The sequence below is a fragment of the Hahella chejuensis KCTC 2396 genome (genome assembly GCF_000012985.1).
Taxonomy (GTDB): Bacteria; Pseudomonadota; Gammaproteobacteria; order Pseudomonadales; family Oleiphilaceae; genus Hahella; species Hahella chejuensis.
This window is the reverse complement of record NC_007645.1, coordinates 6,518,053-6,531,910: the sequence shown is the minus strand read 5'-3', so window position 1 is coordinate 6,531,910 and position 13,858 is coordinate 6,518,053. Positions and strand designations below refer to the sequence as shown.

Sequence of the window (13,858 nt, the reverse complement as noted above, 5' to 3'; positions counted from 1 at the left end):
GCTTACAGAATTTTACAGAACCGCGTCCAGGTTTATTTTTATACAAATCAGAATGTTATGGCGTTCTGCTTGGATACGTGAAAAAGGGAAATTTGGTCTTTTTATAACCTATGCTACTATAAAGCTTAGAAAGCCCATCTTCTTATGGGGTGGCATTGCGGGTCCAGAATAGTTTCTTGGCCCTCATGTCCATCTGATGAGGAGTGTAGGGTATGAGCAATACACAGCGGATTATTGATGTGATCCTACGAGAATTTTCCACGCTTTCTGTTGATGAGCAGCAGGAAGTTATTGAAGAATTAATTCATAGAAACAAGTTGGGAGAAGCTCTAATGACTGATGTTAAAAAACGTGCTGGTCATGGAACTATGACTACTAGTAAGAGCGGGGAGGTTGATGAACAACAACCATCTCGCCCATACGACTTTGATAGTTCACCATACGACTTTGATAGTGCTGCAAGAAGAGCGGCGGATGCAGTGTATGCAGCTTTTGGTGTGTTGCCTAAAAAGCACAATGCTGCAAAAAACCTAGCTAAAAGCACATAAGCATTAAGGGAGGAGCCAATTCTATTTGGCTCTTTTTCATGGATAGTCCCCTATATAATTCCAGTAACAAGCTGTATAACGTAAAAAATGACTGTAAGCGTCAGGATGGAAGAGCATACGGCAATAAAGAAAGACAAGAGAAAAGTAAATTAGGCCGTACGCCATTCCAGAAAGACTATGCACGTTTACTCCATTCCGCATCTTTCCGCCGGCTGCAAGGAAAAACCCAGCTTTATCCTGGGCACGAGGATGACTTTTTTCGAAATAGGCTGACTCATTCACTTGAAGTTGCGCAAATTGCCTTTGGAATTGCTCAGTATCTAAATGTGCGCGAACTACCCAAAAAAATTGGCGAACAATGTCAAATAGATTTGGATCTTGTTCAGTTTGCCTCTCTAGCACATGATATAGGGCATCCACCATTTGGGCATAATGGAGAAAAAGCTCTTGATGAATTGATGAGGCTATATGGCGGGTTTGAAGGTAATGCTCAAACGCTCCGAATACTATCTAATGTGGAGAAAAAGTTATTAGATTTAGAGGACGGTACAGTTGATGCGCCATATGGACTTAATCTTACCTATCGATCATTGGCATCTATTCTAAAGTATGACGAGGAAATTAGCCCTTTAAGGAAAGACGCAATAGAGCCCAGAAAAGGGTTCTATGGGGTTGAAAGAAACCTTGTTGATCAAATAAAGAAACATGTTGCACCTGGGTATACAGGAGAAAATTTTAAGACAATTGAATGCTCCATCATGGATGTTGCTGATGATATTGCATACTCTACATACGATTTGGAAGACTCTTTTCACGCCGGATTTATAACGCCTTTATATTTGCTTAAATCTATAACAATTGGTGATGGAGCCGGCATACCACCGCTTAAATATAAGTTGTTTTCGGAAATAAATAAGGCTTTAAAAAAAGAGAAATATAAGGAACTTTCTGATCCTGATGATATAGTGAATATTGTGTCTGATCTGTTCGAAGTTGTCGAAATAAAAAAATACATAGATAAATCTTCTGATAATAATGTTGCAGATAATGTGCTCTGTACGCTGTTAACCTATATGTTTGATACAAAGTTTACAGAGCAGCCTCTCGAAAGAGTGAAGTTTACTGCTAGAAGAGTCGGAAAGCTAATTGAGTCAGTTGAGTTCTTGCCTCATGAAAATGAGAATTACCCGCAGCTTTCTAGGGTTAGGCTGAAAAGAGAACAGCTTATAACGGTTGAGCTATTGAAGAAGTTGAATTTTATGTTGACGATCAACTCTCAAAGACTTTCTGTTTTCGAATTTAAAGGAAAAGAATACATAAAACAAATATTTAAATCCATTATTGATAGTGAGGGTAAGCTTTTGCCTGGGCCATGGAAGATAGATTATGATAGGGCTAGAAAAAGGAATATATCTGATGCACACAGAGTAGTCTGTGATTATGTTGCTAGTATGACCGATAGACAAGCTGCTGAATTTCATGGTCGTCTCTTTTCCGATGGAATATCAATATTTAAACCTCTTCTTTAAAAACAGAAATCGTCTACTTTTTATCCATCCTTTTGTGTTCTTTCACCATCTCATCCGTTACATCAGATATATAACAGATAGGGGAATATCCTCCCGGCTTGCTATACGCGCTCCGTTTTCCGCACTTCCTTCCGGCTCGATCTCGGTTATACGGGCAAGGACAATTTCCCGGATAGCTTTGTATAGACAGCTCAATTATTTTTCTTTTTATATCCTCGTTCGCATCGGCAGACAATGCCGGGGAGACTAGCGAGAGTATGAAGGCGCCAGACCAAAGAAAGCATCGCGCCTTCACAGGATCTTCCTCATGCTTTCTGGGCAAACATGAGCTATTTATTTCTGTTTACGTTGTCTTTCTTTGAGTTGTCGGGATTGTCCCGAACGTATTTCTGGCCATTAACTTCAACAACATGGGCTCCAGGATGCTTCCCTTGCTCAACCTCTTTAACAGCTTGTGCTCTTGGCACGTTAGGTCTGTTGCCAATTTTGTATGTATCGTTGCGTCCGCCAGGACCGTCATTGTTGCCGATGATTTTTGTCATAGCCGTGCCTCCATGGGTGCGATATAAGTACGGGTAATATACCCATTAGAAGTGTAGATTAAATTTTGATCTTAATGGTTGTGTGCTGGCTATTTTCGGGCTCATGAACGGTCTGAGGCGGCGCTATCTTTCCCAACCCCATACCGCACACAAAGTCCATGTACCTGCTCCTTTACCTTTTCAGTAACTGGGATCACAAACACGCCATGCCGCTTGTATGTCGGCAGGTATAGACGGGTACGCACCAAGCTTCCTACATATCGAGAGGTGATAGGGCGATCGATATCTGCGTCATGCTTTTCGAGGAAGGCTGCGGTAAGTTGCTGGATCGGAATGTCCTGCTCTGTGTACATGAATGAAGCCAGGATAGGTAAGAGCATTGCCTCGTGTGACCGTGAGCGAAGACTTTGAACGCGCTCGTCCATTACGCGGCCAATGTCGAGAATGTGCCCCTTCGCTTCCTCATCCTGTGCAAGTGAAAGCAGCGGCAAAAGCATTTGTTGCGTTCGGGCGGAGAGTGTTGGGTGTGATGTGCTGTATGCGGCGATATTGCCGGATCGCGCGCCCTGCATGTGCCGAAATCGAAACATTAGCAACATGTTGCGGAGTTCCTTTGCCTCGTCTTTGTATGTGTTGGGGAGACTAATGGGGATATCGAGTCGAAGCGGGTGCGTGCCCATTTCTTCAGTGATAAAACGGGACTCAAGCGCTTCATCGCTAAAGTTGCGCCGCATGGCTACGATTTTCGGACCAAAGACAGAGAACGCACGCGGATTGTACTCATTATCCTTGTTCACGATTGTTCGCAGCACTGGCAGTCCACGTGACGTGCCGTTGTTAAATATCTTCACGATATCGCTACGCTCATCCGAATAGCGAAAGTCTGTTTCGTCGAAAACCAGAGAACCGCGAAAGAGATCCAGAGTATGAAAAAGCGGGGAAAGTGTAGAAGCGCCGCTGGCGAAAAACGGCTTGTATAGGATGCTCCCTAGGACTTGTAGCGCTCGGGTTTTCCCACTTCCAAAATCACCGCGAAAACGCAGATACGGGACTTCATTGAATGCGTCACTCACCCAAGAAAGAAGCACATAGACAGGCGCAATAGAGCGGAATTGATCAGAAAGATGGACATATCGATCGATGTACGACCGGATTGCGTCGATTAACTGTTTAGTTGTTCCGTACTCCTTTGCTCGCTCAGGCAGCAATATAGCCTTGTGGCGGATAAGGTTATTGCTTCCCTTGATCGGAACGAGCGTCTCGCCATTCGGCAGGGATAGAGATTCTTGATAGGTAACCTGGTTGCCGTCCCATATTGCAAGCTCGGTGCGTCGCTCGCTTGATCGGTACACCATCTCAACAATGCCCCCATCGCTTAGCCGACGAGAGACAGTTGGCTCTGACTTCTTCTTTTGATTTTCACGCATGCGCCAGATGGTATCGCTTGAGGCGAAAACAAATAGACGGGTAAAGGTGCGCATTGCGCACTCTTATTCCGCTATGAAGTTATCCTGCGCGCCTGCAAGGTACGGGCATGCCAGAAAAAAGAGAAACAAACATCTCACCGTTGGTTGAGATGCAGATGCCGAATGCATCGTTGGAGGAGAAGCTTGTTGCTCAAGAAAAGCTGCGGGCTTTTCTCAAAGCCTTGATCTCGCTCAACCGTAGTGTGCAAAGTCGCAAAGAAAATGACTCACATGGACGGGGGGACATGGGGACGAAGGATGACAATACCCCTTAATTTGATAGGCTGTATTCATAATCAATTCATCATATGAGGAAATATTTCGCATACATACGAGTCTCAACGCAAAGACAGGGTGATAAAGGTTCCTCGCTGCAAGAACAGCGAGCTGCTATCAATGCATTCGCAAAGCGCGAAAACCTGACCATTACGGAATGGTTTGAGGAGCGAGAAACTGCAGCGAAGCAGGGCAGAACTATTTTCCGAAAGATGTTTCAGGCTCTTGAAAAGGGAAAGGCGCATGGAGTCATCATGCACAAGATTGATCGCGGAGCCCGCAATCTCAAAGATTGGGCAGATCTAGGTAAACTAATAGATAGCGGGATCGAGGTACATTTTGCGAACGAGAATCTTGATCTTCAGTCGCGAGGCGGACGTCTCTCCGCTGATATTCAAGCGGTGGTGGCTGCTGACTATATTCGAAATCTCCGCGAAGAAGTTCGAAAGGGAATGTACGGTCGGTTGAAGCAGGGCTTCTATCCTCTCCGGGCACCTATTGGATATCTAGATAATGGGTCTGCAAAAGCAAAAACTATATGTCCGAAACTTGGACCACTAGTTCAAGAGGCTTTCGAGCGTTATGCGACAGGAAGTTATACTTTATTTTCTTTGCTGACAGAGCTCAGTAAACGTGGCTTGGTTAATCGCCAGAACAAGCCTCTGTCTTTGAATGGCATTTCGTGCCTGCTTCAAAATCCATTTTACTATGGACTCATGCGTATCAGGCGTACGAATCAAGTCTTCCAGGGAAATCACGAGCCACTTATAACAAAAGCACTTTTTGATCGGGTTCAAGAGGTTATGCGTCGTCCACTCAATAGTAAGCGGCCTGTGAAGCGCATTTACGCGTTACAGCGTCTAATACGCTGTAAAAATTGCAGCTATGGTCTCTATGCCGAAACACAACGGGGAATTGCATACTATCGTTGCCATACAAAAGCGTGTGCCGGTACGTGTATTCGAGAAGATGTTGTACTTAGAATTATTGCTATGACCCTCCGAGCTCGGGGTATCTTCAGAAAAGGTGTGTTAAAAGCATTTGCTGAAGAGTTTACTTTTGTTATTAATGAGTTAAATAGAGACGTAGAGAGCCAGAGAGGATATCTTAAACTGAGACTTGCCACATTAAAGGAACAAGAAGTTCGTTTAACCGACGCATATCTTGATCGTGTTATCGATGAGGTGATGTTGCAGGATCGGAGAAAAGCCATAATTGACGAGCGATTAGATATAGATCGGAGGTTGCATGAGCTTCAGCAAAAAACCGTATTTGAAGATAGAGAGCGGATTTTCCTCGAACAAGTAAATAGCTTGAAAAATATAGATAAATTGAAGCCATCAGACGAAATTCGAGTAATTTTAAAATCTGCAATCTCGAACATCGAAATACAGCGAAAAAACGTTGAAATTACTTGGGATTTTCCTATGTCGGCAGTCTTTAATGACCGTAAATTTTACTATGGTGAGCAACGGCCGATCTGCTACCGACGTTTTACTTGGACAAAGGAGCGTGTGCAGGTTGCTGCACGTAGCATATTACTCGGACGAGATGTGTGGAAGGAAGATGGGGGAGCATAATGTGTAACGTCCCCATGTCCCCTCATCCAATATCAAAATGAAAGCTGTGACGGAAATGTCGTTTTCTACTCATGAGTTGAAAGGTGAATAATAGATATATTTCTATTATAAATCAGGTAAGTAGATGTTCATGTGACGTCATATACTTATCTAAAAATAACGTAATGTAGAAGTGGTTGGTTGTTTTTTGATCTGTCTGGTATGCTGATTATAAGTAAGATGCAGTAGGTGACTTCTTATGAGACGACGAACGACGAGCAAGCTCCTGATATACGGAGCGACGTGCCTGATTCGATCGAGCATGATGATCGAATCGGGGCCTGACAATATTAGAGATACCCACACCCGCTTATAAGACAGATAGATGTTGAGAGCGGGTTTTTTGTGTCTGTGTGATAGGGGAGGAATGGCTTGCGACTAACCATTAGTGTGACGTCATAAAAAACCCTCCAAAGGGAGGGTTTTCGAAGAACAGGCCACATGTAGCATCAAAACTTTGGCGAGTAGACATGCTACAAGAACCAAGCTTGAGTATACGCTCGCGTTGAAATTTGTCAAATTCCAACCGATGACACGACATACATACTCCGGTTCGGTGGCCTCAATACTTTTTCTTGTGAAGAGGAACCGGATATGAGCATATTAGTTGCGCTGAAAGTACTGGTGGGTGTATGTCATTTTCTCGTACTGATTCTGAAGGCCGAGATATGTCGCGAAAGAATGTATGAGGGCGAAACCTATCAAGAATGGTTGTTTGAGTATAGCCTACTCATTATTGATTGGCTTTGGTTTGCTCGCTTCACTTTAGAGCCATTTTTATCGGGATGATATAGTCATACCTGATTAATAAAGAAGAGGGGATGCCCTCTTCTTTTTCAAATATTTACTTTGAGAGATAACCTTTAGGGCATTGCGTCCCGCATAGATTCGCTTCGATAATTGAGAAAGTTTGCGTAAATAGAAAAAATACGCGAATATTGCTACGCTTGCCTGAACATTAAAGTTCGATGGAGAGTTTAAGCTAACGGAATTTGTAGCGAGGTGCAGTAGTGACGAAGATGGACTCCTTCGATCAATTTGACTTTCCCGAATCAAAACTCCAAATCCCCCTTGTTAAAGATCTTGAGCGGCCAGAGCTGGATGCGGTACCAGCAGTACTCATCACTGAATATTATGGCCTTGATGCAATTGCCCAAATGCGGGTGAGCGCTCGAAATCGCTTCCGGTGTTATTTTTGTGACGAGCCAGTACAGCTAACCGCACGCTTAAAGAAGCAGGATGGTGTAGCTGGCATACCTCTGAACGCAATGAATTCACATCTCTACTTTTTTAAGCATCGGCGCGGTTGTGGTCAGCATTGTCAATGGAAATCTGATAACTCTAACCGAGCGTTAGTCTATAAGGGAATAAAAGAAGGCGGGCGCCACCGTGCACTCAAGACCTTAATTAGCGAAACACTTCGCCAGCTCCCTAATTGGAGTGTTATTGCTGTTGATGACCGATTTATTTTCAGTCCTGACCGACGGCAGAGAGGCAAGCCCGATATCTTAGCGAAATATAAGGGGCGTCATGTCGTGTTTGAGATCCAGCTGCGCAGCGAGTCGCCTGAAATAATTGGCAGACGACAACAACTATATAAGGATATGGGCTATCAACTAATGTGGATATGCTCGTTTGACTCCGTTGCGGTGGCACAAGAGGAAATGAAAATTGATGCGGAGATACGGCAAGTTCATAAAGATATTGGGTTTAATAGCCGAGGCAATCTTTTTGTCTTTAATGAAGAGCTTCAAAAGCTAACAGTGATTGCTTCAGAGCTCCAGCTTATTGTTGCATATTTTAAACCGCGCCTTTCAAACGGAAAGATCACATTTTCTTTTGAGACAGAGAGGGCTTCATTCAGCCAAATACGATACGAGGATGGAGATTCTTTCTTAAAAGACTACCACGAAGAGTTGGAGGAAATGAGGGCTTGTTCATATCTTGAAGCAAGAGAAAAGGCTAAAGAGTATCTAAGTAATAATTGGATGAAAGGTCTGGATAGTGTAGAAGACTTCTATACTTTGGCAAAAAACTACTGGTATCCAGAGCCAATGCTATCCGAAAGTGAGAAAAATGTACTTAAAGAAATCTACGATGATAAATATGTTGAGTCTGTAATTAAGCTGAAAAGAATTGTTCACAGTCTATGCCTTTCTGGAAGTATGCATGAAATCGAAATTATCAGCAGGTGGAGAGAGATTGAGGATCAGTTAAAAGATAAAGGATTTGGGTTTTATTCTGGCATGAATGTCAATATTTTAAGAAATGGAATAAGGCTATTAGGATATGACATTCTGGGAAATAGAATGAAGGAATCAGAATATCAGGAAGCGTATCTTTACTTCTATTTTAACTTGAAGGCTAGGCATTATACCTCACTATGCGAAAGAATATCTGAAAATGGTCCTTATCCAGACGTGATAAATAATGACTATCAAAAAAACATTCAACACGATGCCGCGTACAGATATGTCAAGCAACACTATGACCTAGACGAATTCTTTGACTGGTTCATGTCTTATCCGTTTGTATATCCCAAGTTAGAGAGAGTTGTAAAGGTAATGCCTACTGAATTTTAGACATGGTGAATAGTGGTGAAAGGGAGAAAAATAGGTGCGCAAAAACTCAACTTTAGCCGCTTTCCTAAGATGGATTGGAAGTGAATGGAGCGAAATTAAATATTGCTACTCGTAGTAGGGTTGTTTGTAATAAATTGCTGTTTTTTCTAGTATAAGAGGTGGTTTGTGGAATTCTTTAGTATGGCTTTCTGGCAAGGTGTTGCTGCATCTGGTCTTGTTGTAGTCCTGGCATATATTTGTACTCCATTGAAAAACAAGTATGTTGATTATAGGAATGGAAGGAGAATTAAAAGATATGAAAATAAGATGCGAATTCTAACTTGGGAAAAGGAGCATTTGGCTGAGGTTAAAAGGTCGAATGCTGCGTTAGCTAGAGCTGTTTATTCTGATATATTTTTTATTCTTTTCTTTATGAATATTGGACTTGGTTTGATTATAGTCAGTCCAATCATAATTTCGGTTGTTCCTGTTCTTGAGCCAGTGACTAAATTCCTCTTGCCGCTGTCGGTTCCTGTTTGGGGTGTGACAATATTGGTTGCTTTCGATAATATAAGAAAGTTTAGCAATTTGAAGAATTATTCTAAGGCGATCAAGAATATAGAGCGTAAAATGTCTGATGTGGAAGAAAAGCTAAATAAGATTGATAAAAATGATTAGATGTGAACTTTGTAATGAATTTTCATGTTTGAATAGTTTTATGTATTAATGGATGACTAAATGGACGTTTTTTCTGATGTGAAGTTTATTGCTGCATTGGTTAGCTTGGTTGGAATATTGCTTGCTGCTGTTATAAGCAGTGCTGGATACTTTTATAAGAACTGGACGGAGAGTAAGAGAAGCGCACGTAAGGTGCTTTATTTTCTGCTCGAAATTAGATATGCAGTCAACATGTCTATATTTAACCCTAATGCTACTGCCGAGAAATTTTTATTACATTATTTTAAGAGAGTAGAAGAAAGAGGTCTTCCGTTTGATTCGGAAGATATTAAGGTATCAGTCCTACCTCTTATTATCCAGTCACTCACTGATATCTCGAATTCGTTAAAAATTGATATTGAGGAAAGACTTGTTACACCGCTTGACGATGCGCTTCTGGAGTTGGCAACAGTGAATCCTGTATTGGCATATCAATTAAGAGGAAAGGACAAGTTCGAGACGTTAGCTTCTCATGTGTTTCGCTACACAGATTCAATCCGAAATAATCTATCCGTAGATGTTCTTTGTGAAAATACAATAGATATGATTGTGAAAGAAGCTGGCGTAGTAAGTAGTGGCACTATATCAAAGTTGGTTTCAGACCTTGAATTAGACATTCTAGCGCTTGCTAAATATTGTGGTCGGCGTGATTATCGTAGTGCGAAAGACTGTATTGATCTTGGATTTTCAGCTACTAACGATATTGATCTTTCAAAGTACGATGAAATGATAGATGAAATACTCGATAGACTTCTGGAGGAGTATGCTAAACAAGAGTTTATCAGGATATGAAGTGTCGAAAAATAGCGAATAGACTGAATCTGTTATTAGCAGCATACAAGTGTGGGTATGAAAATTGTAATGATAACTTAAATCGCTGTGCAGTCGCATACTAATGATGTGAGACTTTTGTTTCTAGAAGCGTTATCAATAATGCGCAGAAGTACTAGTAAAGGGATGTTAGATGAGAAGCCATGACAGTTTTACGGGGCAGGGCATAGCCTTTGCGATCCTTCTTTTTGTGTTATTGTTCTCTGTTCCTATATATATAATATTTTGTCTGAGTTATGGTAGTTTTTGGCCGCATATGTGGGCCGAACAAGATGGCTACTGGTTTTTCCTTGTTATTGGTGGTTTTTTCCAAACTTCAATTATTAACTACTTGCATGCAAGTAAAAGGATTGATGTTGATAAGATAATGGAAGAAATATTTTATATGGATGAGTATAAGCAAAAGAAACCTGCTGATGCAATACTCGCTCATTATACGGACATGGCAAGTGCTGCACTTATCCTTGTTATTGTTGTCATTTCTATAAAGCCATTGGTATCAGTTGTTAGTATATATATTGTAGCTCCGATTTTATCTTTTTTAGTGTTTACTATTTTTGGTATGTATGGTGTTTTACTTATGAAGGCGTTGTGTCGTTTTGATAAGAGCAGTATTTATATTAAAGTTCCACTTTTTATGCTGATCCTCTTGATAGATTTGCAAGGATTTAAGCTGTTTATAAGTAGAAAAATAAAAATTTTCTAATAAAATAGGCGACTTACGACCACTCAATTTGATCATATTTTGCACCGTGAAGTACGTCAATCATCTTAAGCCCGCTGAAATAAAGACTCTTACCGATGGGTTTCGCTACAGCCCGAGCTCCCGCTTCCGTATTCGCTGTCACGCCATACTGCTCAGCAATAAGGGGTATAAAATCGATAAAATTGCCGACATTATCGACTTCCACCGCAACACCATTTCGATCTGGATTGAGCAGTGGGAAAGCATGGGAATATGCGGCCTCATTAGCGACGCCTCCCCGGGAAGACCGCCCATTTACACGGAGCAGGAACAAGAAAAGGTTTGTAAGTGGATTGACGAGCAGCCCCAACAACTACGAGATGTCCAGATACGTCTGGAAAAAGAAACTGGAAAAAGCGCCAGTCTGGAGACCGTTAAACGGAACTTAAAAAAAATCAAAGTATAGCTTCAAGCGATTCCGCTTTTCGCTGCGCGCGCTTCGGGATGAAGTCGCCTTCCGCCAGTTTCAAGGCGTTGTGAAAGATCTTCAATCCTGGGAGGATGCAGGCGAAATCGAGCTTTACTACTTTGATGAATCAGGGTTCAGTCAGCGTTCTAACTTACCTTATGGCTGGAGCCCTGTGGGGAAGCCGACGCAAATGAAATCCTATCCACACAATAAGAGACTGAACGTTCTGGGGTTTATGAGTCGCCGCCAGAAGCTGATATTCCATGCCACAGAGGAGCGGGTGGACTCCGCCAAAGTCGTAGCGCTTTTTAATAAGCTGGCGGAGAGTAAAGATCCGCTTAAGCCTGCCGTGGTGCTTCTGGACAACGCCTCCATGCATCGCTCTGCGGAGTTTCGCCGACATAGGTTGGATTGGATAGATAAAGGCATCTGGCCGATCTATTTGCCGAAATATTCACCGGAGCTAAACCTGATAGAGATCTTGTGGCGAAAGGTGAAGTACAGCTGGCTGCCTTTGGATTCGTATGAGACTTTCGACAGGCTGAAAGAGTCAGTGAACGACATTCTGTCAAAGTTTGGACAGGAATATAAGATTAATTTTGTTTAGGTACTTATTAAGTGTTCCGAGTTCTTGAGGAGTGACCTTGGCTTCTCGCTATGTTTTTACATGGTCATCAAAAACACATAAGGAGATTTGTATGGAGACTATTAAACAAATTGACTCCAGTGAAGGGTGTGGTATTGCTTCTTTCGCAATGATTTGCAAAGACATTGAAAGCTTTGAGCAAGCTGACAAATGGATAGATAATAAAAATATTATAAAGAGAAAAGGATTTATGAAAATCTCAGAAATGAAGTTGGCCGTTAAAATTAAATTTGGCTTAGATCCTATACTTAAATACTCACTGAATAAGACTAATAAAACTGCTCTTTGTTATGGTAGATACAGAGGTGATAAAAATTTGAGACATTGGTTTGTCTATCATAATGGCCTATTCTTTGATCCTTGCCCAAGTACTCCCTCGCCAAAGAAGATAACCAAACATGAAATTACTCGTGTTTTGGTAATTGAGAGTTGAGTGGTTTTAATAATATTACTTTCATATTATTAACCTTCCTACAAGTATTAGGTAAAGAGAATGGGGAAATTCAGACTGAATTTCCCTGAGGAGTGTGTGTCTATTCCGCACAAAGGCATGCCGTGTCAGGTTGTGTCTAGGATGTTTATCTCTCTGCATGGCAAACAATCATGCAGTTTCATATTTTGGGCAAACGAACTGGCGGCCACCGTATTCTCGATTTGGCATAAAGCAGCCAGACCGGCTTTTCCATATGTACGCCATAGGGAAGACAGGTGCCGGTAAATCTACCCTTCTCGAAAACCTCATCCTGCAGGACATCCATGCTGGGCGTGGCTGTGCTTTTATCGACCCCCACGGTGATATAGCAGAGCGTATCGCTCAGCGTGTACCGAAGTCTCTTCAGGATAACTTCATCTATTTGGATGCAGCTGATCCAAATCAGCCGTATGGATATAACCCGCTGCGTGGCGTGGGAACAGCGTATATTCCTATGGTCGCGTCCAGCATTATGGACGTCTTGCAACAACTATGGGGGAAGGGAGCTTGGGGTGTCCGTATGGAGCATTTGCTCCGTAATACTCTGTTTGCGCTCCTGGAATATGGAAAGGCTTCATTTCCCGATATCACCAGACTTCCAGGAGATAAAGAGTTTCGAAACCTCGTTCTAGCTCATGTGAAGAATGAGGCGGTTCTACGCTTTTGGACAAAAGAGTGGGCGCGGTACACGCCAGCTCAAAAGCGTGAAGCATGCGCGCCTATTGAGAACAAGGTGGGGGCGTTTCTGGCTGACCCTCGTCTATACCGCATGCTGACAAATCCACCAGTCCAGCTTTCGATTCGCAAAGCGATGGATGAGGGGAAGGTGCTCGTTGTAAACCTTGCTAAAGGAAAGCTTGGAGCGGACAGTACACGTCTCCTAGGCGCGTTTCTCATAAACATCATTCAGAGTGCTGCCTTCTCTCGTGCAAATATCCCAGAGCATGCACGTCGCCCGTTCTATCTCTATGTCGATGAGTTCCAGCACTTCACCACAGAGGCGGTTGTGTCGATGGTGTCTGAGCTTCGGAAGTATAAGGTTGGGTTGGTGTTTGCACACCAGCATCTCCATCAGCTTGAACCAAAGATTAGCCAAGCAGTGTTATCCAACATGGGAACACTCATTTCGTTCCGCCTGGGGCCGCTGGATGCGCCGATTATGGCGAAGCACTTTAATCGAGTATTCTCTGCGGATGATTTGATGAGCTTGCCGTATCACTCGATTGCGCTCTCACTCATGATTGATGGTACTGCGAGCAAACCGTTCAGTGCGAATACGTTACCGCCGCGTACGAACTTTGTGAAAAAGCGAAAGCTTCATTAGGTATGCTCCAGCTACTTTGTTGGGAAATGGTTACCGATGGTATTCCTATATAAGGCGCTGTCCATGTTCAATATAGGCTGAACGCTGGTAATGGAAATATACACCAGTAAATATAAATAACTCGGTGCGTTTTATTTCTGATCGTTACCAACGCATATACATTAAAAAGTAAT

The 13,858-nt window shown here is 42.5% G+C and carries 15 protein-coding genes; 13 read left to right on the top strand and 2 right to left on the bottom strand.

What is annotated here, in order from left to right:
• Positions 1-212 precede the first annotated feature (212 nt).
• The gene (locus HCH_RS28850; RefSeq protein WP_041599001.1) at positions 213-548 is read left to right on the top strand and encodes a hypothetical protein; all 336 of its coding nucleotides are present in this window, start codon (positions 213-215) and stop codon (positions 546-548) included.
• A gap of 38 nt (positions 549-586) precedes the next feature.
• Positions 587-2,077: a deoxyguanosinetriphosphate triphosphohydrolase family protein gene (locus tag HCH_RS28845; protein WP_011400091.1), complete on the top strand. Its 1,491-nt coding sequence runs from the start codon at positions 587-589 to the stop codon at positions 2,075-2,077.
• A 329-nt stretch (positions 2,078-2,406) separates the two neighbouring features.
• Here the strand turns inward: HCH_RS28845 and HCH_RS28840 are convergent, their stop codons facing one another.
• On the bottom strand, positions 2,407-2,619 hold the full coding sequence (locus HCH_RS28840) for a DUF3892 domain-containing protein (RefSeq protein ID WP_011400089.1): 213 nt from the start codon (positions 2,617-2,619) through the stop codon (positions 2,407-2,409).
• 101 nt (positions 2,620-2,720) lie between these two features.
• Positions 2,721-4,100, bottom strand: coding sequence for a hypothetical protein (locus HCH_RS32785; protein ID WP_049781131.1), 1,380 nt, complete (start codon positions 4,098-4,100; stop codon positions 2,721-2,723).
• A 53-nt stretch (positions 4,101-4,153) separates the two neighbouring features.
• On the opposite strand from HCH_RS32785, the gene HCH_RS34040 reads away from it, so the two are divergent.
• From HCH_RS34040 to HCH_RS28785, 11 genes are all read left to right on the top strand, one after another.
• On the top strand, positions 4,154-4,360 hold the full coding sequence (locus tag HCH_RS34040; RefSeq protein ID WP_011400087.1) for a hypothetical protein: 207 nt from the start codon (positions 4,154-4,156) through the stop codon (positions 4,358-4,360).
• Between the two features lie 33 nt (positions 4,361-4,393).
• Entirely contained in the window at positions 4,394-5,941 is a 1,548-nt protein-coding gene (locus HCH_RS28830) for a recombinase family protein (protein WP_049781130.1), read from the top strand.
• Positions 5,942-6,574: 633 nt separating this feature from the next.
• Positions 6,575-6,769 (top strand): hypothetical protein, encoded by a 195-nt coding sequence (locus HCH_RS28825; RefSeq protein ID WP_011400085.1) that lies wholly within the window; start codon positions 6,575-6,577, stop codon positions 6,767-6,769.
• 230 nt (positions 6,770-6,999) lie between these two features.
• Entirely contained in the window at positions 7,000-8,562 is a 1,563-nt protein-coding gene (locus tag HCH_RS28820; RefSeq protein WP_011400084.1) for a DUF6035 family protein, read from the top strand.
• A 180-nt stretch (positions 8,563-8,742) separates the two neighbouring features.
• The gene (locus tag HCH_RS28815; protein ID WP_148212686.1) at positions 8,743-9,219 is read left to right on the top strand and encodes a hypothetical protein; all 477 of its coding nucleotides are present in this window, start codon (positions 8,743-8,745) and stop codon (positions 9,217-9,219) included.
• 60 nt (positions 9,220-9,279) lie between these two features.
• Entirely contained in the window at positions 9,280-10,050 is a 771-nt protein-coding gene (locus HCH_RS28810; RefSeq protein ID WP_011400083.1) for a hypothetical protein, read from the top strand.
• Between the two features lie 172 nt (positions 10,051-10,222).
• Positions 10,223-10,795 carry a hypothetical protein gene (locus tag HCH_RS28805; protein ID WP_011400082.1) on the top strand — a complete coding sequence of 191 codons (573 nt, stop codon included), beginning with the start codon at positions 10,223-10,225 and terminating at the stop codon, positions 10,793-10,795.
• A gap of 28 nt (positions 10,796-10,823) precedes the next feature.
• Entirely contained in the window at positions 10,824-11,240 is a 417-nt protein-coding gene (locus tag HCH_RS28800; protein WP_049781129.1) for a helix-turn-helix domain-containing protein, read from the top strand.
• Positions 11,241-11,262: 22 nt separating this feature from the next.
• The gene (locus tag HCH_RS28795) at positions 11,263-11,850 is read left to right on the top strand and encodes an IS630 family transposase (protein WP_148212685.1); all 588 of its coding nucleotides are present in this window, start codon (positions 11,263-11,265) and stop codon (positions 11,848-11,850) included.
• Between the two features lie 91 nt (positions 11,851-11,941).
• Positions 11,942-12,322 carry a hypothetical protein gene (locus HCH_RS28790; RefSeq protein ID WP_011400080.1) on the top strand — a complete coding sequence of 127 codons (381 nt, stop codon included), beginning with the start codon at positions 11,942-11,944 and terminating at the stop codon, positions 12,320-12,322.
• Positions 12,323-12,479: 157 nt separating this feature from the next.
• On the top strand, positions 12,480-13,685 hold the full coding sequence (locus tag HCH_RS28785; RefSeq protein WP_148212684.1) for a type IV secretory system conjugative DNA transfer family protein: 1,206 nt from the start codon (positions 12,480-12,482) through the stop codon (positions 13,683-13,685).
• Positions 13,686-13,858: the final 173 nt, after the last annotated feature.

Bases quoted from the DNA above. Each gene is read 5' to 3' on its own strand.
- HCH_RS28850 (WP_041599001.1), top strand. From the start codon at position 213: ATGAGCAATACACAGCGGATTATTGATGTGATCCTACGAGAATTTTCC.
- HCH_RS28845 (WP_011400091.1), top strand. From the start codon at position 587: ATGGATAGTCCCCTATATAATTCCAGTAACAAGCTGTATAACGTAAAA.
- HCH_RS28840 (WP_011400089.1), bottom strand. From the start codon at position 2,619: ATGACAAAAATCATCGGCAACAATGACGGTCCTGGCGGACGCAACGAT.
- HCH_RS32785 (WP_049781131.1), bottom strand. From the start codon at position 4,100: ATGCGCACCTTTACCCGTCTATTTGTTTTCGCCTCAAGCGATACCATC.
- HCH_RS34040 (WP_011400087.1), top strand. From the start codon at position 4,154: ATGCCAGAAAAAAGAGAAACAAACATCTCACCGTTGGTTGAGATGCAG.
- HCH_RS28830 (WP_049781130.1), top strand. From the start codon at position 4,394: ATGAGGAAATATTTCGCATACATACGAGTCTCAACGCAAAGACAGGGT.
- HCH_RS28825 (WP_011400085.1), top strand. From the start codon at position 6,575: ATGAGCATATTAGTTGCGCTGAAAGTACTGGTGGGTGTATGTCATTTT.
- HCH_RS28820 (WP_011400084.1), top strand. From the start codon at position 7,000: ATGGACTCCTTCGATCAATTTGACTTTCCCGAATCAAAACTCCAAATC.
- HCH_RS28815 (WP_148212686.1), top strand. From the start codon at position 8,743: ATGGCTTTCTGGCAAGGTGTTGCTGCATCTGGTCTTGTTGTAGTCCTG.
- HCH_RS28810 (WP_011400083.1), top strand. From the start codon at position 9,280: ATGGACGTTTTTTCTGATGTGAAGTTTATTGCTGCATTGGTTAGCTTG.
- HCH_RS28805 (WP_011400082.1), top strand. From the start codon at position 10,223: ATGAGAAGCCATGACAGTTTTACGGGGCAGGGCATAGCCTTTGCGATC.
- HCH_RS28790 (WP_011400080.1), top strand. From the start codon at position 11,942: ATGGAGACTATTAAACAAATTGACTCCAGTGAAGGGTGTGGTATTGCT.
- HCH_RS28785 (WP_148212684.1), top strand. From the start codon at position 12,480: ATGGCAAACAATCATGCAGTTTCATATTTTGGGCAAACGAACTGGCGG.